This window comes from Aeromonas sp. QDB23 (assembly GCF_027707745.1).
GTDB lineage: Bacteria > Pseudomonadota > Gammaproteobacteria > Enterobacterales > Aeromonadaceae > Aeromonas > Aeromonas allosaccharophila.
Genome location: NZ_JAPCJA010000061.1, coordinates 1 through 24,802 on the forward strand (window position 1 = coordinate 1; position 24,802 = coordinate 24,802).

Consider the following 24,802-nt stretch of genomic DNA (forward strand, 5'->3'; position numbering starts at 1 on the left):
GGTATTAGCTGGTCAAGGATGGCGATCATACCTCAGAAGCCGCGCCACGCCTCGCTCATATGAGGGGATGGTTAAGGTTATAAATATGACTGCCCAACCATTTAACACTCGACATTATAGAAGATTCAGAAATCTATTAATTGATTTAAATAGAGACCTGTTATCTATTTCACATAAAATGTGCGATTCAGATAAGCATGGGGAGTTTACCGAATTAGAGCATTATGTGATGGCCTTAGAAGACCGTCGATTTGTGAATCATTGTGGTTTTGATATCAAGGCATCCGCAAGAGAATTGATCAAAAAAATACGAAGAAAAAAACATGGAGGTGCTAGCACCATAGATATGCAAATGGTTAGAACCATTACCGAATTTAAAGATATGACCATATATAGAAAGTTATATGAAATACTACTGTCTTGGTTGGTAAATTTTCATTTTACCAAAAAACAAATCATACGCTGTTACTTAAAAAATGCTTTTTTTGGTTCTCGTCTCATTGGGGCTGAAAAAGCAGCAAATGTACTTTTTAATAAAGACTTGTCTATGCTAGAAAAGGATGAAAGTGCATTTATTGCTGCTATGTTATTGAGACCAAAGCCTTTAAATCCAAAAAGTGAATGGTTTGAAATTGTTAAATCAAGAGCGTCTTATGCGCAAAACGTTCGGGTTCTTGTTGAAGAGGGCTCGAAATAGAGTCCAAGTTGAAGCTTTTGTTAGATTATGTTCGGCTAAAGCTTCAGTATCACCATCCATAATCTGTTTCCAACGACTATTGGAGTGTTTAATGATTTCTGAAGATATTCTTCTGGTCTCTGTAAAAGCAGAATCAAGATGTCTTTTGCCTGCAATTATAGAGTCTATGGAGTGACCGTCTTTTATTAATTTATAAATCGCATTGTGAGCATGCCTAAAGTTATCATGAATATTTCTTTCAATATCTCTAGCATAGTCATACATATCAATACTGTAAAGTTCTATAAATAAAGGGTTTAAGCTTTCATTCCAATTGTTTTTGGCATTTTTATATTCTTCCCTAGCTTGTTTTAATATATCACTATCTAATTTTAATTCTTTATCAGCCAGAGAGTCAAGAAGCAGGCGGCTATAATAAATTCGCTCACCAGACATTTTTTCTAATGACTTAGCTATTTCACGCAGCTTATCTATTTCTCGTTCTGAGCGATTAGTCTTTATTTGATGCAGAAAGTTCTTCTCTTGGAAGCGACTTGATACATATAGACCAACGACACCGGTTAGAAAAAAGCTTACGATTATATTTGCTAGTTCCATGTTTACGGTTCATCCTAATTATATTTTGAACACTATATCTTTAGTTAAACGTATATTCAATATCATAAAGTGCTCAAACAAAAACGGCGCCTCGCGGCGCCGTTTTTAATATCACTTACTCAACCAACATCACTGCAGCAGGGAGATATCCGCGACTTGCAGGAACAGGTTGCGCAGGTTGTTCAGCAGCGCCAGACGGTTGGCCTTGAGGGCCTCGTCGTCAGCCATCACCATCACTTCGTTGAAGAAGGTATCGACCGGCTCGCGCAGGGCGGCCAGACGGGTGAGGGCAGCCTGATAGTCACCGGCAGCGAACAGCGGAGCCAGTTCGGCTTGCAGTTCGGCAACCTGGGTGGCCAGCGCCTTCTCGGCGGCATCGACCAGCAGTTCCGGTTTGACGGCAGTCGGCAATTCGCCTTCGACCTTGGCCAGAATGTTGCTCACGCGCTTGTTGGCGGCAGCCAGTGCCAGTGCGGCATCCAGGGTGCGGAAGTGGCTGACGGCCTTGACGCGACGATCGAAGTCGAGCGGACGGGTCGGGCGGCGGGCCAGTACGGCCAGCACCACGTCGGCACCGATGCCTTCGTCCTGATAGGCGGCGCGGAAGCGGCCCAGCATAAAGTCGACCACGTCGGTGACGACGGTTTTGTTGGTCAGCTTGTCGCCGTAGACGCGTACCGCTTCCTCAACCAGTTCAACCAGATCCAGATCCAGCTGCTTCTCGGTCATGATGCGCAGGGCACCGATGGCGGCGCGACGCAGGGCGAACGGGTCCTTGTCACCCTTCGGCAGCATGCCGATGCCGAAGATACCGGCCAGAGTGTCGAACTTGTCGGCCAGCGCGACGGCGCAGGCAACCAGACCGGACGGCAGGGCATCACCGGCAAAGCGCGGCATGTACTGCTCGTTGAGGGCCACGGCCACCGCTTCGTCTTCGCCATCGTGACGGGCGTAGTGCATCCCCATGACACCCTGGGTGTCGGTGAACTCGCCGACCATGTTGGTCATCAGATCACACTTGGAGAGCAGACCGGCACGCTTGGCCTGAGCCACATCGGCGCCGATACGCTCGGCGATAAAGCCGGCGACGGTTTCGATGCGCTCGACCTTGGCCTTGACGGTGCCCAGCTGTTGCTGGAACAGCACGGTTTCAAGGCGCGGCAGGCGGGAGGCCAGGGTCTGCTTGAGGTCAGTCTTGAAGAAGAACTCGGCGTCTGAGAGACGGGGGCGAACCACTTTCTCGTTGCCGCTGATGATCTGGCTCGGGTCTTTCGACTCGATGTTGGTGACGAAGATAAACTTCGGCAGCAGCTTGCCGTTCTTGTCGTAGACCGGGAAGTACTTCTGGTCACCCTTCATGGTGTGAACAAGCGCTTCAGCGGGAACGGCCAGGAACTTCTCTTCGAAGTTGGCGGTCAGCACCACCGGCCACTCGACCAGTGCGGTGACTTCTTCCAGCAGGGCGTCGTCCAGATCGGCCACGCCACCGAAGGCGGCAGCGGCCGCTTCGGCGTCAGCCTTGATCTTGGCCTTGCGCGCCATGAAATCGGCAATCACCATGCCGCGCTCCTGCAGGATCTGCGGGTACTGGCTGGCGTTGTCGATGGTGAACTCGCTCTCGCCCATAAAGCGGTGACCGCGAAGGGTGCGGGCAGAGTCGATACCCAGAATGTGAGCGGGCACCAGATCCCCATCCAGCAGCAGGGTCACGGTGAACACCGGACGCACGAACTGGATGGTCTTGTCGCCCCAGCGCATCATCTTGGGGATCGGCAGCTTGGCCAGTGCCTGGCTAACCAGCTCGCCCAGCAGATCTTTGGCCGGACGGCCTTCGACCTTGGCGGTGTGAACCAGCCACTCACCCTTGTCGGTGACCAGACGCTCGGCCTGCTCAACGGTGATGCCGTTGCCACGGGCCCAGCCTTCGGCAGCCTTGGTCGGCTTGCCTTCGGCATCGAACGCCTGAGACACGGCCGGGCCGCGCTTCTCGACGCTCTTGCTCGGCTGTTCGCCAGCCAGCTCGCTCACTTTCAGCGCCAGACGGCGCGGTGAGGCAAACCACTCGACGTCGCCGAAGGCCAGATCGGCCTTGGTCAGTTCGCTTTTGAGGTTGTCGGCAAAGGCTTCGGCCAGGGAGCGCAGGGCTTTGGGCGGCAGCTCAGCAGTACCGATCTCTACCAGAAATGTATGTTGTGCCATGTCCGTTCCTTAACCTTGCTTGTTCTCACTGCGCTGACACATAGGGAAGCCCAGCGCTTCGCGGGAGGCGTAGTATGCCTCTGCCACGGCCTTGGTCAGGGTGCGAATGCGCAGGATGTAGCGCTGACGCTCGGTGACCGAGATGGCCTTGCGGGCATCCAGCAGGTTGAAGGAGTGAGCGGCTTTGAGGATGCGCTCGTAGGCAGGCAGCGGCAGCGGTTTTTCCAGTGCCAGCAGGTGCTGGGCTTCCTTCTCGTACTGCTCGAAGCAGTGGAACAGGAACTCCACATCGGCGTGTTCGAAGTTGTAGGTGGATTGCTCCACTTCGTTCTGGTGGAACACGTCGCCGTAGGTGGTCTTGCCCAGCGGGCCGTCAGACCAGACCAGATCGTAGACGCTGTCTACGCCCTGAATGTACATGGCCAGACGCTCGAGACCGTAGGTGATCTCGCCGGTGACCGGCTTGCACTCGAGGCCGCCAACCTGCTGGAAGTAGGTGAACTGGGTTACTTCCATGCCGTTCAGCCACACTTCCCAACCCAGACCCCAGGCACCCAGTGTCGGGTTTTCCCAGTTGTCTTCCACGAAGCGGATGTCATGGATTTGCGGATCCATACCCAGCTCTTTCAGGGAGCCCAGATAGAGTTCCTGAATGTTGTCGGGGGAAGGCTTGATGATCACCTGGAACTGGTAGTAGTGCTGCAGGCGGTTCGGGTTTTCACCGTAGCGGCCGTCGGTCGGACGGCGGGACGGTTGCACGTAGGCGCAGGCGATGGGCTCCGGGCCCAGGGCACGCAGACAGGTCATGGGGTGGGAAGTACCGGCACCCACTTCCATATCCAGCGGCTGAATGATGGTACAGCCCTGGCGGGACCAATAGTCCTGCAGCTGCAGGATCAGGCCCTGAAAGGTTTTGACATCGAATTTTTGCATAATTTTTTTCGCGCGAAGTGAAAATCAGAGCAAGATTTGCTGAATGTGAACCGAGGGAGTATACCGTCTGGCATGGTCGGATAATAGGCGAAATTGCAGCGGATTCACGGGATGGCACTGCGTCCTGGCTGGTCGGGCGGGATGTCCGGTACAGGATGTGAGCGATGCCGCCAGCCGAGTGGGCAGGGTCGGGGAAGCCGCTGAAATCATAAGGGAGAGAAAATGGAACTGCGTTGCGCCTGGGTGACCAAAGACCCGGAATACATTGAATACCATGACAAACAGTGGGGCAGGCCGGTCTATGACCCCCGCGAACTGTTTGCCAAGCTCTGCCTCGACGGCCAGCAGGCGGGGCTGTCGTGGATCACCATCCTGAAGCGTACCGAGAGCTACTACCGCGCCTATGCCGACTTCGATCCGCACCGCATCGTGCAGTTCGACGAGCAGGATGTAGAGCGGTTGATGCAGGACAGCGGCATCATCCGCAACCGGCTCAAGGTACAGTCGATCATCAGAAATGCCCGCGCCTATCTGGCGTTGCAGGAGCAGGGGATCGACTTCGCCGACTACTTGTGGGGCTTTGTCGGCGGCGCCCCCATCGTCAACCAGCGCCAGGGCAATGGCGATATTCCGGCCACGTCGCCGGAGTCGGATGCTATGGCCAAGGCGCTCAAAAAGCTCGGTTTCAACTTCGTCGGCAGCACCATCTGTTACGCCTTTATGCAGGCGGTGGGGATGGTGAACGATCATCTGGTCAGCTGTCCTTGCCACGCCGAGTGCCAAAAAGAGCAGAAAAAGAAGCCGGATTGAGCCCCTTTGTGGTATCCGGTTCAGTCGGGATACAGTGATGGCCGTTCAGAATTGCGCTCCCCAATCAAGGAGTCATTCATGTCTTTCATCACTGTTCGCGGACGCGCCTGCCGCGCCCTGATCCTGGCTTGCGCCACCCTGCTGACCTCACTGCCTGCGCTGGCGGTCAAAGAGGCGCGCGACATTCGTCAGGATGCCCGCAGCGACGCACGGGATGTTCGTCAGGATAGCTACACCGGTCATCAGGACGCCCGTCAGGATGCCCGCGATGTGCGTCAGGATGGCCGCCCGCAGGCTCGCGACATGAAGCAGGATTGCCGTCAGGAAGAGTACCTGAACAACGTCGACTGCCGTCAGGACAAGCGCCAGTTCAAGCAGGATGTGCGGGAAGATGCGCGGGATATCCGCCGCCGCTGATCCTCGCGTCATGGCAGTGGCCCGATCTGGCCAACCGCTGGCAGCCAAACAGTGTGACAAGAAAAAGGCTCCCGAAAACGGGAGCCTTTTTGCATCTGGTCGCCGGGTGGTGGCTTACGCAACTCCCGCCTTTACCATGCACTCGCTGTATTGCTTGTCCACCTTCAGGATATGGTTGAGCAGCCAGCTCTTGAGGAAGATGATCATCTCCATGTTGAGATCCTGTTCGTCGCCATCTTCGCGGCGGATCAGGTTGCCCAGCTCGGCCAGCAGCCTGGCATGCTCCTGTTTGTGGCGTTGCAGCTCGGGATAGCGCGCCTGTTCCATACTGCGCTCCTCGTCGGCAAAGTGCTGAATTGCGAGCTTGAGCAGTTCGTCCAGCCGTTGTTTGCGCACCTGCGCCGGACTGTTATCACTGACCGCGTGGTAGAAGCGGTTCATCGCGTCGAACAGCCCTTGGTGCTGACGATCCACGCTCGCCACACCCACCATGAACGTCTCGTTCCAGCGCAGCAGGTCGTGTTCATGGCCCGTTGATTGCTGCTGGCTCACCTCGAACTGGTCGCTGATCAGGCTGATCTCCTCATTGGACTGGTTCAGGTCGCGCGTGTGGGCACGGCTCTCGCGGGCCAGCTCGAGGCATTCACGAGCAATATTGGCAACCTGCATGACGTTGCGATTGGTCTCTTCCGCGACCTGAGCCTGTTGCTCGGCTGCCGTGGCGATCTGGCCATTCATGTCGGCGACCCGGGTAATGGCCGAGACAATACCATTGAGGGTTTCGCCGGTGCCCGCGGCCTGGTTGACCGCCTGTTCGCTGACATTGCGGGTGGTATGCATGGTGCTGACGGCATGGCGGGTGTTGTTCTGCAACGCTTCGATCCGCTGCTGGATATCGACGGTGGCGGCCTGGGTGCGGGTTGCCAGCTGACGTACCTCGTCGGCGACCACCGCAAAGCCGCGCCCCTGTTCGCCAGCCCGTGCCGCCTCGATAGCGGCGTTGAGCGCCAGCAGGTTGGTCTGTTCCGAGATGGTGCTGATCACCTGCAGAATGTTGCCGATCTGGCTGCTCTCCTGATCCAGCCGGGTCACCTCACCGGCGGATTGCTCGATATGGGTGGCCACCTGACGGATCAGGGCGATGGTCTGGCTCACCTGCTGCTGGCCATCGTGGGCCTGCTGCTGGGTGAGCAGGGTATCCTGACTGGCCTGCTCGGTATTGTGTTCGATGTTGTGGACGGTGGCGGTCATTTCGTTGATGGCGGTCGCCAGCATGTCGGTACTTTGCTGTGCCCGCTGCATGCTGCTCAGGGTGCTGCCGGAATGGTTCATCAGCAGTGCCATCTTGTCGTGGGTCTTGTGAGAGACCTGCTGCACCGAGCCGATCAGGCTGTCGATATTGTCGAGGAAGCGGTTGAAGACGGTGGCGAGGTAGGCGAATTCGTCCTGCCCGCGGCTGCGCAGCCGGAACGTGAGGTTGTGGCTGTGGTTGGCCAGCTCGACCAGCTGGGTCATCAGCTGTTGCAGTGGCCGCACCGTCTTGAGATGGATCAGCAGCAGCATCAGCATGATGATGGTGAGGCTGACCACGAGCAGCAGCAGATCCTGGCTTTGCAGGGCGCTGCTTTGGCTGGCGATCTCCTGCTCCTGACTCATCAGCTGTTGTTGTTGCTGCTCCAGCGCCCCTGCCACCTGAGTGGCGATGCTATCGGTTATCGCGTCAAATCCCTCGCCCGGCTGTTTCATCAGGCGGTTGCCTGCTTCGCGCCCCTCCTTGAGATAGGCATCGACCATCCGTTTTCCTGTCTCCAGTTGGCGGGCCAGCAAGGGGGTGAGAGCACTCTGCAACTGTGGCAGGGTGTCGAGCAGCTGCCGGGCAGTCTGGGCATGCTGCTCCGCCTCGGTAACGGAGTCCTGCTCCCCCGAGACGGCCGCATCGGTTAGAAATTGCTGCACTTGAGTAGTGTGATAACGCAGCTCCTGCAGGGTGATTTGCCGGTTGGCGCTGGTGATCAGCTGTTCTGGCAGTTGTCCGAGCCGATCGGTCAGGGTGCTGCGCCAGATGCCGCCCAGCACCATGGTCAGCAGGATAACCAGGCTCGCGCCCAACAGCAGATGGCGGATCGAGAGGTTGCGAAGCAGTGCAAACATGGCGAGACCTCAAAGATCTATTGATGGTGCCTTCAATAGTAGTCAATGGCGTCAGCCAGCCCGCGGGCGTTTGTGGCCGGGGGCTCGGTCATGGGGGAGGGTCCGGTGTTCAGCTCTTGTCCAGTGCAGCCCGGCATAATGGCGGCCATCCGCCAGAAGAGGGCGCAATCCGTATCCTGACGTCACACCTTGGCACGCGGCTGGGGTAGAATGCGCGCTTTCCGGTTTTGAGTCGGTTTTTTCAGAGGTTTTTTTCATGCATTTCAAGACAATTGTTCCGGCGGTTGCGCTGGCCGTGGCCCTGAGCGGCTGTACTACCAACCCGTACACCGGTGAGCAGCAGACCTCCAAGGCGGTCTGGGGTTCACTGGCCGGTGCCGCAACCGGCGCGGCAATCGGTGCCATGTCCTCCAGCAAGGGTGACCGCAAGAAGGGGATCCTGACTGGCGTGGCGGCAGGTGCGGCGCTGGGCGGCGGTATCGGTTACTACATGGATGTGCAGGAAGCCAAGCTGCGCGAGAAGCTGCAAGGCACCGGCGTCAGCGTTACCCGCAATGGCGACCAGCTGATCCTCAATATGCCGAACAACGTCACCTTCGACAGCTCTAGCGCCCAGCTGAAAGCGGCCGGTGCCAACACCCTCTCCGGTGTGGCCATGGTGGTTGCCGAGTTCGACAAGACCCGCCTGAACGTGGTCGGTCACACCGACAGCAGCGGCTCCCGCGATCTGAACATGAAGCTCTCCCGCGAGCGCGCCGATGCCGTTGCCGCCCAGCTGATTGGTCAGGGTGTCGCTGGCAGCCGCATCTCCACCACCGGTGTAGGCCCGGATCAGCCGATCGCCTCCAACAGCACCGCAGCTGGCAAAGCCCAGAACCGTCGCGTGACCATTACCCTGACCCCGACCGCCTAAGTCGTTCAGGTTTTGGTAACGAAAAGGCCCCGCCAGTAATGGCGGGGCCTTTCTATTGGAGCCGTGGCTAGCAATGGCTCCTTATTCTTTGCTCCCTTCTCCCCTTGCGGGAGAAGGGGCGGGGATGAGGGGGATAACCGCCTCTTAGACCGCTGCAGTCAGCTGCACTTCCACCTTGTAACCGTCGTGGGCGAGGCGGGCTTGTACGCAGGCTCTAACCGGTGCGGTGTCGGCATCAGGGGAGCCAGGCATCCCGTTTTGCTTAGACAGCGGCAGTGAGCTGCACTTCGACCTTGTAGCCTTCGTGGGCCAGACGGGCCTGTACGCAGGCGCGAACCGGTGCGGTGCCAGCCGGGATCCAGGCATCCCACTGCTCGTTGAAGGCGGCGATGTCCTGAATGTCTTTGAGATAGATGTTGGCCATCAGGATCTTGTCGACGCCGGAGCCGTTGGCTTCCAGCAGACGCTGCAGGCTCGCCAGCACTTCGCGGGTCTGCTGGTGGATGTCAGCCTCTTCGCTGGCGGGCACTTCCACCACATAGAGGGTGCCATTGTGGATGACCACGTCTGACCAACGCTGGGTGGTGCCGATTCGGGTAATGGTTGTCATGGAGTGCTCCGGTACGGGGGCTTATTGACCCTTGCGGATCAGATAGCGGTAGGGGGCCTGCTCTGTCTCGCTGGCGACCAGGGTGTGATCCATAAAGCGGCAGAAACTGGGGATGTCGCGGGTGGTTGAAGGATCGTCGGCGCTGACCAGCAGGGTCTCGCCATCCGCCATCAGCCGCACTTTTTTGCGAACCATCATAACGGGTTCCGGGCAACGAAGCCCGATTGCATCCAACTCATGGGTTGCATCGCAGAATAAATCACTCATCTATTATCAACCTTCAACCTATTCGGCTGCCAATGATACTCAGGGCTAAAAAATAATCAAACAAACGACCCATTAACCAGCATATGTAACCAAAATGTTATTCGGCCCTATCCAGATTGCGCCGGACGAGTAATATAAAAATTGAACCATATTCAACAAGGAGGTGAATATGCAGGTCTCCTACGGCAGATTACAAGCCTATGCAGGCATGGGGTTCTTGTCCTTCGCCATGATAGTGATGGGCAGCCCGATCGGGAACACCGGTACCTGGTTCGGCTCCATGGTGATGGTGGGGTTGGGGCTCTGGATCGAGCTCAGCGATTACTATGACGAGGATGAGGACGAAAACGATCAATCCTGAACCGGATGACGATTCAACAACAAAGGCGGAGCAATTCCGCCTTTGTCATTTCTGCCGATCAGCCATTTGCCCGGATCAGCGGGTCGAACGCATGGCCCGCTCCAGATGCAGCGCCGTCTGCTGCGGGTTCGCTTTGGGGTCGTTGAAGTAGTTGCTCAGCACATCCATGATCGCCTGACGCATATTGGTCGGCGTCGCCATCCCCTCCGCCATGCTGGGCAGCAGGTTGTCCTGCTTTTCCGCCAGCAGGAAATCCTGATAGGAGCGGACGGCGCAGCGGTCGAACTTGCTCATGTCGGGGTTGGTCAGCGCCGGGATCGACCCCTTCACCCGGTTGAACTCTGCCTGGAATGTCGGCGTCATCAGCAGCTGGGCCAGCTCGCCCTGGGCCTGCAGCTGGGCCGGATCCCGCTGCTTGAACATGGCGATGGAGTCGAGGTTGTAGCTGAACAACCCGGCGCTGCCCGGGCTCGGCAGGCAGGCGATATCCTCACCCGGCCGGTAGTTGCCCGCGCTCAGCTCCCCCTTCACCCAGTCACCCATCACCTGCATGGCGGCGCCACCGCTCTCCAGCAGATTGGTGGCCTGATGCCACTTCAGACCGGCGTATTTTTGCGGCACATAGGCACGCAGCTGCTGGAAGCGGGTCAGCACCCGCACCATGTCGGGGCCGGTCAGGGTGGCGCTGTCCTGTTCGAGGAATGCCTTGCGGTAGAACTCCTTGCCGCCCTCACCGAGCGCCACCGTTTCAAACAACACCGCCAGCTGCCAGGGCTCGTTGCCGATGGCGAGCGGGGTGATACCCCGTTTTTTAAGCTGGTCGGCGATGGTGACGAACTGGGCCCAGTCGGTGGGTGGAGTGAGCTTCTGCTGCTCGAACACCTTGCGGTTGAGCCACAACCAGTTGACCCGGTGAATGCCGGTCGGCACCGCCATCAGGGCGTCACTCTGGCTGAGGGTGGCCCGCACCATGGGGGGCATTTTGGCGTACCAGCCGAGGTGTTCGGCCATCGGGCTGAGATCGCGCAAAAAGCCGAGTCCGGCCCACTCCTTGAGTTCATAGCCCTTGAGGTGGGCTGCCTCCGGCGGGTTGGCCGCCAGCGCCCGGCTCTTCAATACCGTCATGGCGCTCTTGCCGCCGCCGCCCTGTACCGCGAAGTCGTTCCACTGGTTGCCCTGTTCGGTCCACTCGGATTTGAGCACCTCCACGGCCTTGGCTTCACCGCCGGAGGTCCACCAGTGCAGCACCTCCACCTGAGAGGCGCACGCCGGTAGTGATAGCAGGGCGATGACAGAAAAAGACAACCACTTCATAAGGTTACTGCCTTGGTAGGGAGAGCGTGGCCTGCAGGCCACCTTGCGGACGGTTTTCCAGCACCAGATCGCCGCCGTGGGCGTGGGCAATGTTGCGGGCGATGCCAAGGCCGAGGCCGGTGCCCGCCTGATCGGTGCTGAGCCGGTAGTAGGGCTCGAAGATGCGCTCGAACTGGTCATCCGGCAGGCCGGGGCCCTCGTCCATGATAAAGAGGATCAGCATCTCCTCGTCATCCATGATGATGATACGCACCTTCTGGCCGTACTTGATGCCGTTGTCCACCAGATTGCCGATGCAGCGTTTGAGCGCCAGCAGCTTGCCGCGATAGGGCCACTTGCAGTGGCCTTCGATAGTCAGCCGCTCGTCGTGCAGGTTCATCGACTCCGCCATCTGCTCCAGCAGGGCGTTGATGTCGATCTCCTCGATGTTCTCGTGAATGTCGGTCTCTTTGACCGTTTGCAGCGCCCCCTTCACCATCAGTTCCAGTTCGTCGAGATCCTTGTTGAACTTGCCGATCTGCACCTCGTCGTCAAGCAGCTCGACCCGCAGTCGCAGCCGGGTGATGGGGGTCTTGAGGTCATGGGAGATGGAGCTGAACAGCCGCTCTCTATCGTCGATATAGCGCCGGATGCGGTGTTGCATGATGTTGAAGGCGCGGGTGGCCGCCACGATTTCCGATGCCCCTTCCTCTTTCAGCGAGGGCTGGTCGATATCCTTGCCGAGGTTGACCGCCGCCTTGGCGAGACGGCGCAGCGGGCGGGTCTGCCAGCGCACCAGCATAAAGGTGAAGAAGCAGAGGAATACCGTCATCAGGGCGATGAAACGCACCTGATTGCTCGGCATCACGGTATCGTCGAGGGTCATGTAGGGGGCGGGCAGCAGGGCCGCCAGATAGAGCCACTCCCCCTTTTCAATTTCGATCTGGGTCACCAGCACCGGCGGGTTGAGCGGTTCCAGCGACAGGGTGTAGCGGGCCCAGGAGGAGGGGAGATCCGCCAGCAAGGTGTCGTTGTTGAAGACGTGGAGGTCGTCGGGCCGGGAGAAGTCCACCTTGATCGCCATGGCATCGGAGAGCTTGCGGGTCAGCACCCCCTGCACCTCCTGCAGCACCAGCGTCTTGCGCTCGCTCTCGGGGATGGCGTTGATGTGGATCTCTTCCTCGTTGAGCGAAACGAAGAAGCGGCTGCCACCCATGTTGCGCAGCTGGTCCAGCGCGATATGGCGATACTGCAGCGGCAGGGATTTGAAGAAGTTGACGGTGGAAGCAGCGGAGAGCGCCAGGTTGCGGGTGGTGCTGATCATCCCCTCCAGCTCCCGCTTCTGGATCTGCTGCATCCAGATGCCGGTCAGAATGGTCTGGGAGAGCAGGATGGCCAGCAACAGCAGCAGGATCATCCGTGACAGCAGGGAGCGGGGCACCAGCGCCCCCCAGGACCACTTGTTGCTCATGGCAGTTCGTGCACCTCGGCAATCAGCATGTAGCCGCTACCGCGAATGGTCTTGATGATGCGCGGGCTCTTGCCGTTGTCGCCCAGCTTCTGGCGCAGACGGCTGATCTGCACATCGATGCCGCGCTCCATCGGCAGGCTTTCGCGGCCGCGGGTGGCATCGGAGATGGTATCGCGATCCAGCACTACGCCGGGCTGTTGCAGGAACATGCCGAGCAGCATGGCGTCGCTGCCGGAGAGATCCAGCAGGCTGCCATCGTCATGGGTCAGCTGGTGGCTCAGGGTGTCGAGGGTCCACTCGGCAAAACGCAGCCGACGGCTCGGCTCTTTCTCTTTTTCCGGCTGGCGGAATTCGGCGCGGCGCAGCAGCGCCTTGATACGGGCCTGCAGTTCACGGGGGCTGAACGGCTTGGCGATATAGTCGTCGGCACCCAGTTCCAGGCCGATCACCCGATCCGCTTCATCGGAGGCGGCGGTCAGCATGATGATGGGCACCTGGGAGTCACGACGGATCTGCTGGCAGAGGGTAAAACCGTCCTCGCCGGGCATCATGATGTCCAGAATAATCAGGTCCGGGCTGTGCTGGGCGAGTTGCTGGCGCATCTCGTTGCCCTCCGCCGCCGTCAATACCTGAAAGCCCGCCCGGGTCAGGTACTCATTGAGCAGCTCGCGGATCTCTTGGTCGTCATCGACGATCAGCAGTTGTTTGCTCATTGACATATGTATGTGCATCCACCCATTTTTTTGTGCAGATTGAACCTGTCGGGGGAGTAAAAAGCAAGCAAGCCCCCCATCTAATGTGAGGTTTAAGGCAATAACAGCCTATTGATAAGGTTAAAACGAAAAAAGGCCGACCCAAACGGGACGGCCAACAGACAGCTTCTGACCACTGACGCTCACCCCGTGTGGCGATCGTCACAGACTTGAAAAGGGGCCAGTCAGACTGACCCCGAAAAGGGACAACTCTCAGTAGTGCATCCCGTCGATCCGGCTGGTTATCACACCCGTTCAAATACGGTGGCGATGCCCTGACCCAGACCGATACACATGGTGGCAACCCCTAGCGTGGCATCTTTCTCCTCCATCAGGTTGATGAGGGTGGTGGAGATGCGGGCACCGGAGCAGCCGAGCGGGTGGCCCAGCGCAATGGCGCCGCCGTTCAGGTTGACCTTCTCGTCCACCAGATCCTGCAGACCCAAATCCTTCACGCAGGGCAGGGACTGGGCGGCAAACGCCTCGTTCAGCTCGAACAGATCGATATCGCCGATGGTCAGACCGGCACGCTTGAGCGCCTTCTGGGTGGCCGGCACCGGGCCGTAACCCATGATGGCGGCATCGCAACCGGCAATGGCCATGGCACGCACTCTGGCGCGGGGCGTGAGGCCGAGCGCCTTGGCGCGATCCGCACTCATCACCAGCATGGCGGCGGCGCCATCGGACAGCGCCGAGGAGCTGCCCGCGGTGACGGTGCCGTTGACCGGGTCAAATGCCGGGCGCAGCTGGCTTAAGCCATCGACCGTGGTCTCCGGGCGGATCACTTCGTCGTAGTCGTAGAAGAAGCGGGCGCCGCTGGCATCATGGCCTTCCAGCCCGACGATCTCTTTGGCGAAGCGCCCTTCCACGGTCGCAGCATAAGCGCGACGGTGGGAGCGGGCGGCAAACTCGTCCTGCTGCTGGCGGCTGATGCAGTGCAGCTTGCCGAGCATTTCGGCGGTCAGCCCCATCATGCCGGAGGCTTTCGCCACCGACTTGGCCATGCCGGGGTGGAAGTCCACACCGTGGCTCATCGGCACGTGGCCCATGTGCTCGACGCCGCCGATGATGAAGATGTCCCCATCACCCACCTGAATGGCACGGGAAGCGTCATGCAGCGCCTGCATACTGGAGCCACACAGACGGTTGACGGTGACCGCCCCCACCTGCTTCGGAATACCAGCCAGCAGCGCGGCGTTGCGGGCGATGTTGAAGCCCTGCTCCAGGGTCTGCTGCACGCAGCCCCAGTAGATATCCTCGATCTCGTTCGGGTCGAGGTTGGGGTTGCGCAGCAGGATGGATTTCATCAGGTGCGCGGACAAGTCTTCTGCACGCACGTTGCGGAAGGCGCCGCCCTTGGACCGGCCCATCGGGGTCCGGATACAGTCGACAATGACTACGTCTTTCATGAATGGATCTCCTTTCCGCAATCAGTAGAAGGTTTTGCCATGGGCAGCCATCTCGCGCAGCTTGTCGCTGACGCGGTAGAGCGGGCCCAAATCGGCATACTGGTCGGCCATGGCCACGTAGCGATCCAGACCAATGGTGTCCAGATAGCGGAACACGCCGCCGCGGAAGGGAGGGAAGCCCAGACCGTAGACCAACGCGATGTCGGCTTCGGCTGGTGTGGCGACAATGCCCTCTTCCAGACAGAGCACCACCTCGTTGATCATCGGGATCATCATGCGGGCGATGATGGCGTCCTTGTCGAAATCCTGTTTCGGCTTGGCAATGGGGGCCAGCAGCTCGTAAGCAGCGGCGTCAGCCACCTTCTTCGGCTTGCCCTTCTTGTCCTGCTCGTAGGCGTAGAAGCCCTTGCCGTTCTTCTGACCGAAGCGGTTCACTTCGTACATCACGTCGATGGCGGTGCGACCTTCCTTGCTCATGCGTGCCGGGAAGCCCTGCGCCATCACGTCACCGGCATGGTGGCCGGTGTCGATGCCGACCACGTCCAGCAGGTAGGCGGGGCCCATGGGCCAGCCAAACTCCTTCTCCATCACCTTGTCGACGGCAGCGAAGTCGGCGCCATCGGCGACCAGCTTGTTGAAGCCGAAGAAGTAGGGGAACAGCACGCGGTTGACGAAGAAGCCCGGGCAGTCGTTGACCACGACCGGGGACTTGCCCATGGCGGCGGCGTAGGCCACCACGCGGTTGATGGTTTCATCGGAGGTCTGCTCGCCGCGGATGATCTCCACCAGCGGCATGCGGTGCACCGGGTTGAAGAAGTGCATGCCGCAGAAGTTCTGCGGGCGCTTCAGTCCCTTGGCCAGCAGAGAGATGGGGATGGTGGAGGTGTTGCTGGCGAGCACGGCGTCTTCGCCGATCACGCCTTCCACTTCACCCAGTACGGCGGCCTTCACTTTCGGGTTCTCGACCACGGCTTCGACCACGACGTCCACGCCTTTGACGTTGTCATAGCTGAGGGTCGGAGTGATGGCAGAGAGCACCTGGCCCATCTTGATGCCGTCGATGCGGCCCTTTTCGAGCTGGCCGTTGAGCAGCTTGGTGGCTTCGCCCATGCCAAGTGCCAGCGCCTTCTCGTTGATGTCCTTCATCACCGCCGGAATGCCCTTGCTGGCAGACTGGTAGGCGATGCCGCCGCCCATGATGCCGGCACCCAGTACGGCGGCGTGGCCAGTGGCCTTGCTAGCCTGTTTGGCCGCCTTCTTGGCCAGCGCCTTGATGTGCTGATCGTTCAGGAAGATGCCGACCAGCGCCTTGGCGACATCGGTCTTGGCCAGCTTGATAAAGCCCTGTGCCTCGGCGGCCAGCGCTTCGTCACGGCCCATGCCAGCAGCGGCCTCGACGGTTTTCACCGCCGTCATCGGTGCCGGATAGTGTTTGCCCGCCACGGCGGCAACCATGCCGGCAGCGGTGGTGAAGCTCATCATGGCTTCCAGTTTGGAGAGGCGCAGCGGCGCTTTCTTGGCGGCGCGACGGCTCTGCCAGTCCAGTTTGCCCGCGATGGCGTCCTTGATCATCTGCAGCGCAGCGCTCTGCAGCGCATCAGGGGCGACCACGGCATCGATGGCACCCACCTTGAGGGCGTCATCGGCACGATAATCCTTGCCGGTGGTGATCCACTCGAGCGCGTTGTCGGCGCCGATCACTCGCGGCAGACGGACTGTGCCGCCAAAGCCCGGCATGATGCCGAGTTTGGTCTCGGGCAGGCCGATTTTGGCGGTGGTGTCGGCCAGACGGAAGTCGGTGGAGAGGATGGTTTCGCAGCCGCCGCCCAGCGCATGGCCTTTGATGGCGGAGAGGGTCGGTACCGGCAGATCTTCGATGGCGTTGAAGATGTCGTTGGCCTTTTTCAGCCAGCCGAGCAGATCTTCCTGCGGCAGATCGAACAGTTCCAGGAATTCGGTAATGTCGGCACCGACGATAAAGGCGTCTTTGCCGGAGGTGAGGATCAGACCTTTTAGTTCACGTTCTTGTTGTAATGCGGCGATCGCTTCGCTCAGGGAGAGCAGGGTAGCGCGATCCAGCTTGTTGACTGAACCCGGGGCATCAAACCTCAGCTCGGCAATGCCGTTTTCGAGGTAGCTGACCGACAGGGTTTCGCCTTGGTAGATCATGAGAGTGTCTCCTTGTTCCCACTCAGTGGGGGGTGTTGCTCCTTTATCCCCAGCAGGGGGCGAGGCTCACTATTGATCCAAAAGGAGACATTTTCAACACCTATTTAAAACATTTGTTTAACAGTTGTCGAGTAAAAGCTCTTCATCACAAAACGGGCAAAAGAGAGGCGCCTTGCGGCGCCTCGGATGGATGTGAGTTTGTTATCAACTGGCCAATTCCGGCCGGTTGCGATACTGGTTCAGCACCTCTGGATCGGCAAGGGCATGGGTGTTGTTGACCGGCCGGTTGTGCACTACCTCCCGCACCGCCAGTTCGACGATCTTGCCGGATTTGGTGCGAGGGATGGCATCCACCTGCAGGATACGGGCCGGCACATGGCGGGCGGTGCAGTGTTGGTTTATTTGCTGGCGGATCCGCTCGCGCAGCGGCTCGTCCAGCTTGCAACCCGCCTTGAGTTTGACGAACAGCACCACCCGTTCGTCCTGTTGCCACTGCTGGCCGATGACGATGCTCTCTTCCACTTCGTCCAGCTGCTCGACATAGCGGTAGATCTCGCTGGTGCCGATCCGCACGCCGCCCGGGTTGAGGGTTGCATCGGAGCGGCCGTAGAACAGAATGCCGCCGGTCGGGGTTAGCTCGATCCAGTCGCCGTGGCACCAGATGTTGTCGAACCGCTCGAAGTAGGCGGCGTGGTATTTGTCTCCATTTTCGTCGCCCCAGAAGTAGATGGGCTGGGCCGGGAACGGCTTGGTGCAGACCAGCTCACCCTTCTCCCCCTGCACCGGCTGGCCCGCTTCGTTGAATACCTGCACCGCGAGACCGAGGCCGCGCCCCTGACTCTCGCCGCGATAGACAGGGCTGAGCGGATTGCCGATGACGAAGCAGGAGCAGATATCGGTGCCGCCTGAGATGGAGCTGAGCTGCACATCCTGCTTGATCTGCTGATAGACGTAGTCGAACCCCTCCGGCGACAACACTGAGCCGGTGCTGCAGATCAGCCGCAACTGCGGCAAGTCGTGGCTGTTAATGGGGGCATAACCCTGTTTGTGCAGCGCGTCGAGATACTTGGCCGAGGTGCCGAACAAGCTGACCTGCTCGTCGCGGGCCAGATCCCACAGCACGTTGCCGTCCGGATAAAACGGCGAGCCATCGTAGAGCACCAGAGTTGCGCCGGAGGCGAGGGCGCTCACCAGCCAGTTCCACATCATCCAGCCGCAGGTAGTGAAGTAGAAGATCCGCTCCCCCGGTTTGATGTCGCAATGCAGCTGGTGCTCTTTCAGGTGTTGCAGCAGGGTGCCGCCGATGCCGTGCACGATGCACTTGGGTTTGCCGGTGGTGCCGGAGGAGTAGAGGATGTAGAGCGGATCGTTGAAGGCCATCGGCTCGAAGGCGAGCTGGGCACCGTTTTGGCTCGCCAGCAGTTGCTGCCAGTCGTGACCAAGCTGCAGCGGGTTGCCGAGCAGGGGGATCATCACCGTTTGCTCTATGCTGCCTAACTGGCTCACCACGCTGGCGACCTTCTGCTGAATGTCGATCTCCTTGCCGTTGTAGCGATAACCATCCACCGCGAACAGCACCCGCGGCCGGGTCTGGCCGAAACGCTCCACCACGCTGGCTTCACCGAAGTCGGGGCTGGTGGAGGTCCAGATCGCCCCGAGGCTGGTGCTTGCCAGCATGGCAACCACGGTTTCCGGAATATTGGGCAGATAGGCCGCCACCACGTCGCCACGACCAATCCCCTGATGGCGTAGCCACTGAGCCAGCCGGGCCACCTGATCACTCAATTCACGCCAGCTGAGGGTGCGGCTTGGGCTCCCTTCGATGCGGGAGATGATGGCCGGGCTCTCGTCTTGTCGGCGCAGCAGGTTCTCGGCGAAGTTGAGGCGGCTGTCGGGGAACCAGCGGGTGTGCTGCATATCCTGACGGTTTTCCGCCACTATGTTGCCGAGCTCGCCCTTGACGCCGCAGTGTTGCCATACCAGCGGCCAGAAACGGGTGGTCTTCTCCACCGACCATTGGTAAAGCTGGGCATAGTTCTGCAACTGCAAGCCGTGGAAACGGTTCACCTCCGCCATAAAACGGTAGAGGTTGGATTGCTGCATCCCGAGCGGATCCGGTTGCCACAGGCAGAGGTTGTCCATGAGTAATCCCTGACTTCATGTATCTACCGGCAGTGTATTGAATTGTTTTTGATTTGTTAATGATTGGTTTTTCGTTGATAACAAACAGGTTGTAACGCATGCGTTACCTCACGAAGCGGCAGCTTGACGGGTCGAGCAGCCCCGAGCTTGGTGTTATGCTGCTATCACATTCACCTCGGAGCAGGACGCCATGAGCAGCTACAGCCAACTTTTTGCCCAGCACCTCGATACCTTGCAGCAGCGCACCCGCGACATTCTGCAACAACAGGGGCTCAGCGGACTGGCCATCCACTCCGGCCAGACCCACCGCATCTTCCTCGATGATCAGGATTACCCGTTCAAGGTAAACCCGCACTTCAAGGCCTGGTTGCCGGTGCTGGACAATCCCCACTGCTGGCTGCTGGTGGACGGGGTGAACAAACCGGTATTGCTGTTCTACCGTCCGGTCGATTTCTGGCACAAGGTGGCGGATCTGCCCAATGCCTTCTGGGTCGAGTTCTTCGATATCCGTTTCCTGACAAGGCCGGAGCAGGTGGCCGATCATCTGCCTGCCAACAAGCAGGAGTGGGCCTACCTGGGCGGCCATCTGGAGGTGGCCGAGCTGCTGGGGCTGACCCAGCCCAATCCCGAGGCGGTGCTTAACTACCTGCACTATCACCGTGCCTACAAGACCCCCTACGAGCTGGAGTGTCTGCGCGAGGCGAACCGCATCGGTGTCCGTGGCCATATCGCCGCCAAGGACTCCTTTATGGCGGGGGCGAGCGAGTTCGAGATCAATCTGGCCTATATGAAGGCGGTCGGGCAGGGGGCCAATGAGGCGCCCTACGGCAATATTGTCGCCATCAACCGCAATGCGGCCATCCTGCACTACACCCATTTGTCTGCCTTGCGGGTGCCGGATGTGGAGCGTCACTCCTTCCTGATCGATGCCGGCGTCGATTTTCACGGTTATGCCTCCGACATCACCCGCACCTGGGCGTGGCGGCGCGGCGAGTTCGCCGATCTGATAGCTGCCCTCGACGAGCAGCAGCAGGAGATCATCAAGGAGATCAAACCGGGTCGCCGCTACAGCGAGCTGCATCTGCAGATGCACCACAAGCTGGCGCGCCTGCTGCAAGCGACCGAGCTGGTGGACATGTCGGTAGACGAGATGATCAACACCGGGGTGACCAACGTCTTCTTCCCCCACGGCCTCGGCCACTTCCTTGGTCTGCAGGTACACGATGCGGGCGGTTTCATGCAGGATGAGCGCGGCACCCATCTGGCGGCGCCCGAGTTGTTCCCCTATCTGCGCTGCACCCGGGTGATGGAGGTGGATCAGGTGTTCACCATCGAGCCGGGGCTCTACTTCATCGACAGTTTGTTGGAGCCGCTGCGTCAGGGCGAACAGGGCAAACGGGTCAACTGGAACAAGGTCGAGGCACTGCGGCCGTTTGGTGGCATCCGCATCGAAGACAATATAGTGCTGCACGCCAACGGGGTGGAGAACATGACCAGACAAGCAGGGCTCTGATGGCGGTAGCCTATTCCATTCCGGCTGCCCCGCTGGAGTTGACCGAAGAGATAAAGAAGAGCCGCTTCATTACCCTGATTGCCCACACCCCGACTGTCGAGGCGGCCAAGGGGTGGGTCAACGAGATCAAGCGCCAACATCCGACTGCTCGCCATCACTGCTGGGCCTTTGTGGCGGGCGCGCCGCAAGATAGTCAGGTCTATGGCTTCAGCGATGATGGCGAACCGTCCGGTACGGCGGGCAAGCCGATCCTGGCCCAGTTGATGGGGTCGGGGCTCGGTGAAATCTGCGCCGTGGTGGTGCGTTACTACGGCGGCATCCAGCTTGGTACCGGTGGACTGGTCAAAGCCTATGGGGGCGGCGTCGGTGCCGCCCTCAAGCAACTGCCAACCCTGCTCAAGGTGCCGCGCACCCCCTCTCTCATTCACTGTGATTACGGTGACATGGGGACGGTCGAGTCGCTGATCTGCAGCCACAGTGGCGAATTGCTGGCGGCTGATTACGGTCAGCAGGTCACCTTGCAGGTGACGTGGGAGTCCGCGGTTTGGGCTCAGGTGGACCGTGAATTGACCGACCGGACTCATGGGCGGGTATCCCTCAGTCCCTTAGATGGCTAGAATCCATCGCTCTTTAATTGGGGAAAGGGAGCTGTAATGCACATCCTGAGCATTATTCGCATTGTTGGCCTGCTGGTTGCGCTGTTCAGCTCGACCATGCTGTTGCCTGCACTGGTGGCCTTCGGCTATCGGGATGGTGGTGGTGCCGAGTTCGTCAGCTCTTTTCTGATCGCTCTGCTGCTCGGGGTGGTGCTCTGGTTTCCCAACCGCTATCACAAGAAGGAGATGCGCTCGAAAGAGGGCTTCCTCATCGTGGTGCTGTTCTGGACCGTGCTGGGCAGTGTGGGGGCGGTGCCCTTCATCATGAGCGACGTGCCGGATATGTCGGTCTCGGAGGCCTTCTTCGAATCTTTTTCCGGCCTGACCACCACAGGCGCAACGGTACTGACCGGGCTCGATAATCTGCCCAAGGCGTTTCTGTTCTATCGCCAGCTGCTGCAGTGGCTGGGTGGGATGGGGATCATCGTACTGGCGGTGGCCATTCTGCCGCTGCTCGGGATCGGTGGCATGCAGCTCTACCGTGCCGAGATCCCGGGGCCGGTGAAGGATACCAAGGTGACGCCGCGTATCGCCGAAACGGCCAAGGCGCTCTGGTTCATCTATCTGCTGCTGACCGCGCTCTGTGCGCTGGCCTATTGGCTGGCCGGGATGACGCTGTTCGATGCGGTGTGCCATTCGTTCTCGACCCTGTCGGTCGGCGGCTTCTCCACCCACGACGCCAGCATCGGTTTTTTCAACAGTCCGGTCATCAACCTGATTACCGTGGTGTTCCTGCTGCTGGCCAGCGTGAACTTTGCGCTCCACTTTACCGTTTTCTCCCACCGTCCGGTTCGGATCGGGCGCTATCTATATGACTCGGAACTCAAGGTGTTCCTGGCCATTCAAGCGACCCTGGTGATGATCTGCTTTGTCGCCTTGCTGACCCACGGACACTACGCCACCTGGCAAGAGGCGCTCAACCACGGGCTGTTCCAGGCAGTCTCTCTGGGTACCACCACCGGCTACAGCACCACTACCTATGCCGACTGGCCCTCGTTCCTGCCCATGCTGCTGATGTTCTCCGCCTTTATCGGCTGTTGCGCGGGCAGTACCGGCGGCGGCATCAAGGTGATGCGTTTCATGATCCTGTTTATGCAGGGGATGCGCGAGCTGAAGCGGCTGGTCCACCCCAGAGCCATCTATACCTTGAAGCTGGGGAATCGGGCGGTGCCCGAGCGCATCGTCGAGGCGGTGTGGGGCTACTTCGCTACCTATATCATTCTCTTCTTTATATTCATGCTGCTGTTGCTGATGACGGGGCTGAACGAAGTGACCGCATTCACCGCCGTGGCGGCGGCTTTCACCAACGTAGGTCCGGGGCTGGGAGAGGTCTCTGCCAACTTCGGCAATATCTCGCCTGCGGCCCAGTGGGTGCTGGTGGTGGCCATGTTGTTTGGCCGATTGGAAATTTTCACGCTTCTGGTACTGTTTACTCCTGCATTCTGGCGTAGTTGAGGTTGTTATGGACAAGATTCTGGTGCTTTATTCCTCTCGGGATGGCCAAACCCGCAAAATAGTCGATGTCATGCTGGAGCAGATGCCGGGATGTGAAGCGGTGATGCATGACCTGCACACCTTGCCGATGTGCAACCTCAGCAAGTATGCCAAGGTCTTGATCGGTGCCTCCATTCGTTATGGCAACTTCCATCCCAGCCTGTTCAGCTTTATTCATGCCCATCAGGAGCAGTTGGAAGTGGCCAATGCGGCCTTCTTCTGCGTCAACCTGACTGCCCGCAAGCCAGAGAAGCAGACGCCGCAAACCAATGCCTATATGAAGAAGTTCCTGTGCCTCTCACCCTGGAAGCCGAAAACCCTGGGCGTCTTTGCCGGTGCGCTGCAGTACTCCCGCTATAACTGGTGGCAGACTCGCATCATCCAGCTGATCATGAAGATCACCGGTGGCAGTACCGATACCAGCAAGGACCTCGAGTTTACCGATTGGGAAAAGGTGCGCAGCTTCGCCCGCGAATTCTGGTCAAAAAGGTAGCAGTGTGATGTAAATTCAGGGTTTATTGCCCGAAACAGCCCCGCCGATGCGCAATGCTGATCAGTTAAGGATCCATTGACCGATCCTTCTGCTGTGGGACAATCCGGAATCAGTCACTGGTTCCGGATTTTTTATGTCTATTGCAAACGACCTGAACGACGTTATTGAGGCATCTGGCGACATGCTGGCTCGGCTGGCCATTTTTGCCGACCATATTCCCGACGAATGGATTACTGCCGCTGCCGCCTTGTCTGAAAAGGCCACTATTCGCCGCCGCCGCTTACCTTCTGATATGGTCTTGTGGCTCGTCGTGGGCATGGCCTTTTTTCGCAATGAGCCCATCTCCGAGGTCGCTCGGCGCCTCAACATCTGTGCAGAAGGGTTGGCCAATGATGCCTTGCTCGCGGACAGTGCCCTGTCTCAAGCCCGTCAGCGACTCGGCAAACAGCCACTCGAGTGGCTGTTCAAGCAGTGCGCCGATGTGTGGGGGCGGGAACGTTATCCTGAAGATCATTGGCACGGTTTACAGGTCTTTGCCATCGATGGGGCCCTGTTCCGAACCCAGGATATGCCTGAACTCAGAGCACATTTCGGCTCGGGTAACACCTCAACCAACCGGCAGACACCCTACCCGATGCTGCGGTTGGTCACGCTGATGAATGTCCGCTCGCATGTCATTGCCAACGCGGCCATCAGCCCGTACCGCAAAGGGGAGATCCCCCTGGCCAGCGAGTTCATTCACTCATTGCCGGACAAATCGGTGACCCTGCTGGATAAAGGCTTCTTCGGTGCCGACCTGTTGCTACGTATTCAGGCCGAAGACACTGACCGTCACTGGCTCATCCCGGAACGCAAGGGGCTGGTATACACGGAACTGGAGCGCTATGGCGATGGTGACCGTCTGTTGCAAATGACGGTCTCGCCTCAGGCTCGCAAGAAAAACCCCGAGTTACCGACACACTGGCAAGTTCGTGCAGTGACCTATGAGGTGGCAGGCAAGGAAAAAACGGTCTTTACCTCCCTGCCCGTAACCCGATTCAGCGCAGCTCAGGTGGCGACCCAGTACCACGAGCGCTGGGAAATCGAGCTGGGATACCGGGATATCAAAAGCGCGATGCAACACAATGCCATCACGCTGAGAAGCAAGAAAGTGGACTTGGTTTATCAGGAGCTGTGGGGATTGCTGCTTGGATACAATCTGGTCAGGCGGGAGGCGAGCCAGGCCGCCGTAGCTCATCAGCGAGCGCCCAATGAGGTGAGCTTCAAGTTTGCCTGTCAGTTCATCGCGAACCAGATGGCAGTGATGGCGGGCGCGTTATCGCCAGCCCATACGCCACGGAGGTTGGCAGAGTTGCGGGGGAGCATAGGCGTCATGTTTATAGAAAAACGCCCCAGGCCATCGAGACCCAGGGCGGTGAAGATATCAAAGACCCGTTTTCCGGTAGATCGCAATGC

The 24,802-nt window shown here is 59.0% G+C and carries 22 protein-coding genes and 1 pseudogene; 10 read left to right on the forward strand and 13 right to left on the reverse strand.

All coding sequences use genetic code 11. The features are described from left to right. Positions 1 to 697, forward strand: a 697-nt coding sequence (locus PG888_RS19640) for a biosynthetic peptidoglycan transglycosylase (protein WP_270694081.1), incomplete at its 5' end; no start/stop codon positions are given. Here the strand turns inward: PG888_RS19640 and PG888_RS19645 are convergent. The 3 genes from PG888_RS19645 to glyQ form a co-directional block, all read right to left on the reverse strand. After that, entirely contained in the window at positions 641 to 1,294 is a 654-nt protein-coding gene (locus PG888_RS19645; protein ID WP_270694083.1) for a hypothetical protein, read from the reverse strand. The two genes, PG888_RS19640 and PG888_RS19645, sit on opposite strands and share 57 nt — an antisense overlap. Positions 1,295 to 1,423: 129 nt before the next feature. Beyond that, positions 1,424 to 3,493: a glycine--tRNA ligase subunit beta gene (gene glyS, locus PG888_RS19650; RefSeq protein ID WP_111809619.1), complete on the reverse strand. Its 2,070-nt coding sequence runs from the start codon at positions 3,491 to 3,493 to the stop codon at positions 1,424 to 1,426. Positions 3,494 to 3,502: 9 nt separating this feature from the next. Continuing rightward, the gene (gene glyQ / locus PG888_RS19655; RefSeq protein WP_270694085.1) at positions 3,503 to 4,426 is read right to left on the reverse strand and encodes a glycine--tRNA ligase subunit alpha; all 924 of its coding nucleotides are present in this window, start codon (positions 4,424 to 4,426) and stop codon (positions 3,503 to 3,505) included. Positions 4,427 to 4,648: 222 nt separating this feature from the next. Here glyQ and PG888_RS19660 point away from each other — a divergent pair, with 222 nt between their 5' ends. Together PG888_RS19660 and PG888_RS19665 are read left to right on the forward strand one after the other, a co-directional pair. Beyond that, a complete protein-coding gene (locus PG888_RS19660; RefSeq protein WP_270694086.1) occupies positions 4,649 to 5,236 on the forward strand; it encodes a DNA-3-methyladenine glycosylase I in 588 nt (195 codons plus the stop codon). Positions 5,237 to 5,314: 78 nt separating this feature from the next. Further along, positions 5,315 to 5,653, forward strand: a complete 339-nt coding sequence (locus PG888_RS19665; RefSeq protein WP_042060731.1) for a hypothetical protein — start codon at positions 5,315 to 5,317, stop codon at positions 5,651 to 5,653. A gap of 114 nt (positions 5,654 to 5,767) precedes the next feature. On the opposite strand, the gene PG888_RS19670 is transcribed toward PG888_RS19665, so the two are convergent. After that, positions 5,768 to 7,804, reverse strand: a complete 2,037-nt coding sequence (locus PG888_RS19670) for a bacteriohemerythrin (protein WP_270694087.1) — start codon at positions 7,802 to 7,804, stop codon at positions 5,768 to 5,770. A gap of 256 nt (positions 7,805 to 8,060) precedes the next feature. On the opposite strand from PG888_RS19670, the gene PG888_RS19675 reads away from it, so the two are divergent. Next, a complete protein-coding gene (locus PG888_RS19675; protein ID WP_042060728.1) occupies positions 8,061 to 8,717 on the forward strand; it encodes an OmpA family lipoprotein in 657 nt (218 codons plus the stop codon). Between the two features lie 144 nt (positions 8,718 to 8,861). Here the strand turns inward: PG888_RS19675 and PG888_RS19680 are convergent. From PG888_RS19680 to tusA, 3 genes and pseudogenes are all read right to left on the reverse strand, one after another. Further along, positions 8,862 to 8,951: pseudogene (locus PG888_RS19680) on the reverse strand (endoribonuclease L-PSP); the annotation flags it as partial. Positions 8,952 to 8,979: 28 nt separating this feature from the next. Beyond that, complete coding sequence (locus PG888_RS19685) at positions 8,980 to 9,327, reverse strand: RidA family protein (RefSeq protein ID WP_042060723.1); 348 nt, start codon at positions 9,325 to 9,327, stop codon at positions 8,980 to 8,982. A 21-nt stretch (positions 9,328 to 9,348) separates the two neighbouring features. After that, on the reverse strand, positions 9,349 to 9,594 hold the full coding sequence (gene tusA, locus PG888_RS19690) for a sulfurtransferase TusA (RefSeq protein ID WP_005342448.1): 246 nt from the start codon (positions 9,592 to 9,594) through the stop codon (positions 9,349 to 9,351). 169 nt (positions 9,595 to 9,763) lie between these two features. Between tusA and PG888_RS19695 the strand changes: the two genes are divergently transcribed. Continuing rightward, on the forward strand, positions 9,764 to 9,955 hold the full coding sequence (locus tag PG888_RS19695) for a hypothetical protein (protein WP_005339471.1): 192 nt from the start codon (positions 9,764 to 9,766) through the stop codon (positions 9,953 to 9,955). 75 nt (positions 9,956 to 10,030) lie between these two features. Here the strand turns inward: PG888_RS19695 and PG888_RS19700 are convergent, their stop codons facing one another. From PG888_RS19700 to PG888_RS19725, 6 genes are all read right to left on the reverse strand, one after another. After that, the gene (locus tag PG888_RS19700; protein WP_111809623.1) at positions 10,031 to 11,269 is read right to left on the reverse strand and encodes an ABC transporter substrate-binding protein; all 1,239 of its coding nucleotides are present in this window, start codon (positions 11,267 to 11,269) and stop codon (positions 10,031 to 10,033) included. A 4-nt stretch (positions 11,270 to 11,273) separates the two neighbouring features. After that, positions 11,274 to 12,719, reverse strand: coding sequence for an ATP-binding protein (locus PG888_RS19705; RefSeq protein ID WP_042060719.1), 1,446 nt, complete (start codon positions 12,717 to 12,719; stop codon positions 11,274 to 11,276). Further along, the gene (locus tag PG888_RS19710; RefSeq protein WP_005339475.1) at positions 12,716 to 13,438 is read right to left on the reverse strand and encodes a response regulator; all 723 of its coding nucleotides are present in this window, start codon (positions 13,436 to 13,438) and stop codon (positions 12,716 to 12,718) included. The genes PG888_RS19705 and PG888_RS19710 overlap by 4 nt, the downstream gene beginning before the upstream one ends. Positions 13,439 to 13,716: 278 nt before the next feature. Then, entirely contained in the window at positions 13,717 to 14,880 is a 1,164-nt protein-coding gene (gene fadA / locus PG888_RS19715) for an acetyl-CoA C-acyltransferase FadA (RefSeq protein ID WP_270694088.1), read from the reverse strand. Between the two features lie 21 nt (positions 14,881 to 14,901). Beyond that, a complete protein-coding gene (fadB, locus tag PG888_RS19720) occupies positions 14,902 to 17,049 on the reverse strand; it encodes a fatty acid oxidation complex subunit alpha FadB (RefSeq protein WP_270694090.1) in 2,148 nt (715 codons plus the stop codon). Between the two features lie 204 nt (positions 17,050 to 17,253). Then, positions 17,254 to 19,191: an acetoacetate--CoA ligase gene (locus PG888_RS19725; RefSeq protein ID WP_270694092.1), complete on the reverse strand. Its 1,938-nt coding sequence runs from the start codon at positions 19,189 to 19,191 to the stop codon at positions 17,254 to 17,256. 190 nt (positions 19,192 to 19,381) lie between these two features. Here PG888_RS19725 and pepQ point away from each other — a divergent pair, with 190 nt between their 5' ends. The 5 genes from pepQ to PG888_RS19750 all read left to right on the forward strand — a co-directional run. Then, complete coding sequence (pepQ, locus tag PG888_RS19730; protein WP_270694093.1) at positions 19,382 to 20,704, forward strand: Xaa-Pro dipeptidase; 1,323 nt, start codon at positions 19,382 to 19,384, stop codon at positions 20,702 to 20,704. Beyond that, positions 20,704 to 21,321, forward strand: coding sequence for a YigZ family protein (locus PG888_RS19735; protein WP_270694094.1), 618 nt, complete (start codon positions 20,704 to 20,706; stop codon positions 21,319 to 21,321). The genes pepQ and PG888_RS19735 overlap by 1 nt, the downstream gene beginning before the upstream one ends. A gap of 36 nt (positions 21,322 to 21,357) precedes the next feature. Further along, positions 21,358 to 22,815, forward strand: coding sequence for a TrkH family potassium uptake protein (locus tag PG888_RS19740; RefSeq protein ID WP_042656824.1), 1,458 nt, complete (start codon positions 21,358 to 21,360; stop codon positions 22,813 to 22,815). Positions 22,816 to 22,822: 7 nt separating this feature from the next. Beyond that, a complete protein-coding gene (gene hemG / locus PG888_RS19745) occupies positions 22,823 to 23,347 on the forward strand; it encodes a menaquinone-dependent protoporphyrinogen IX dehydrogenase (RefSeq protein WP_270694095.1) in 525 nt (174 codons plus the stop codon). Positions 23,348 to 23,480: 133 nt separating this feature from the next. Next, positions 23,481 to 24,802, forward strand: a 1,322-nt coding sequence (locus PG888_RS19750; RefSeq protein WP_270694097.1) for an IS4-like element ISAeme15 family transposase, incomplete at its 3' end; no start/stop codon positions are given.

What these genes read in the sequence shown, in the direction of transcription:
- PG888_RS19645 (WP_270694083.1), bottom strand. Translation starts at nt 1,294, where the DNA reads ATGGAACTAGCAAATATAATCGTAAGCTTTTTTCTAACCGGTGTCGTT.
- glyS (WP_111809619.1), bottom strand. Translation starts at nt 3,493, where the DNA reads ATGGCACAACATACATTTCTGGTAGAGATCGGTACTGCTGAGCTGCCG.
- glyQ (WP_270694085.1), bottom strand. Translation starts at nt 4,426, where the DNA reads ATGCAAAAATTCGATGTCAAAACCTTTCAGGGCCTGATCCTGCAGCTG.
- PG888_RS19660 (WP_270694086.1), top strand. Translation starts at nt 4,649, where the DNA reads ATGGAACTGCGTTGCGCCTGGGTGACCAAAGACCCGGAATACATTGAA.
- PG888_RS19665 (WP_042060731.1), top strand. Translation starts at nt 5,315, where the DNA reads ATGTCTTTCATCACTGTTCGCGGACGCGCCTGCCGCGCCCTGATCCTG.
- PG888_RS19670 (WP_270694087.1), bottom strand. Translation starts at nt 7,804, where the DNA reads ATGTTTGCACTGCTTCGCAACCTCTCGATCCGCCATCTGCTGTTGGGC.
- PG888_RS19675 (WP_042060728.1), top strand. Translation starts at nt 8,061, where the DNA reads ATGCATTTCAAGACAATTGTTCCGGCGGTTGCGCTGGCCGTGGCCCTG.
- PG888_RS19685 (WP_042060723.1), bottom strand. Translation starts at nt 9,327, where the DNA reads ATGACAACCATTACCCGAATCGGCACCACCCAGCGTTGGTCAGACGTG.
- tusA (WP_005342448.1), bottom strand. Translation starts at nt 9,594, where the DNA reads ATGAGTGATTTATTCTGCGATGCAACCCATGAGTTGGATGCAATCGGG.
- PG888_RS19695 (WP_005339471.1), top strand. Translation starts at nt 9,764, where the DNA reads ATGCAGGTCTCCTACGGCAGATTACAAGCCTATGCAGGCATGGGGTTC.
- PG888_RS19700 (WP_111809623.1), bottom strand. Translation starts at nt 11,269, where the DNA reads ATGAAGTGGTTGTCTTTTTCTGTCATCGCCCTGCTATCACTACCGGCG.
- PG888_RS19705 (WP_042060719.1), bottom strand. Translation starts at nt 12,719, where the DNA reads ATGAGCAACAAGTGGTCCTGGGGGGCGCTGGTGCCCCGCTCCCTGCTG.
- PG888_RS19710 (WP_005339475.1), bottom strand. Translation starts at nt 13,438, where the DNA reads ATGTCAATGAGCAAACAACTGCTGATCGTCGATGACGACCAAGAGATC.
- fadA (WP_270694088.1), bottom strand. Translation starts at nt 14,880, where the DNA reads ATGAAAGACGTAGTCATTGTCGACTGTATCCGGACCCCGATGGGCCGG.
- fadB (WP_270694090.1), bottom strand. Translation starts at nt 17,049, where the DNA reads ATGATCTACCAAGGCGAAACCCTGTCGGTCAGCTACCTCGAAAACGGC.
- PG888_RS19725 (WP_270694092.1), bottom strand. Translation starts at nt 19,191, where the DNA reads ATGGACAACCTCTGCCTGTGGCAACCGGATCCGCTCGGGATGCAGCAA.
- pepQ (WP_270694093.1), top strand. Translation starts at nt 19,382, where the DNA reads ATGAGCAGCTACAGCCAACTTTTTGCCCAGCACCTCGATACCTTGCAG.
- PG888_RS19735 (WP_270694094.1), top strand. Translation starts at nt 20,704, where the DNA reads ATGGCGGTAGCCTATTCCATTCCGGCTGCCCCGCTGGAGTTGACCGAA.
- PG888_RS19740 (WP_042656824.1), top strand. Translation starts at nt 21,358, where the DNA reads ATGCACATCCTGAGCATTATTCGCATTGTTGGCCTGCTGGTTGCGCTG.
- hemG (WP_270694095.1), top strand. Translation starts at nt 22,823, where the DNA reads ATGGACAAGATTCTGGTGCTTTATTCCTCTCGGGATGGCCAAACCCGC.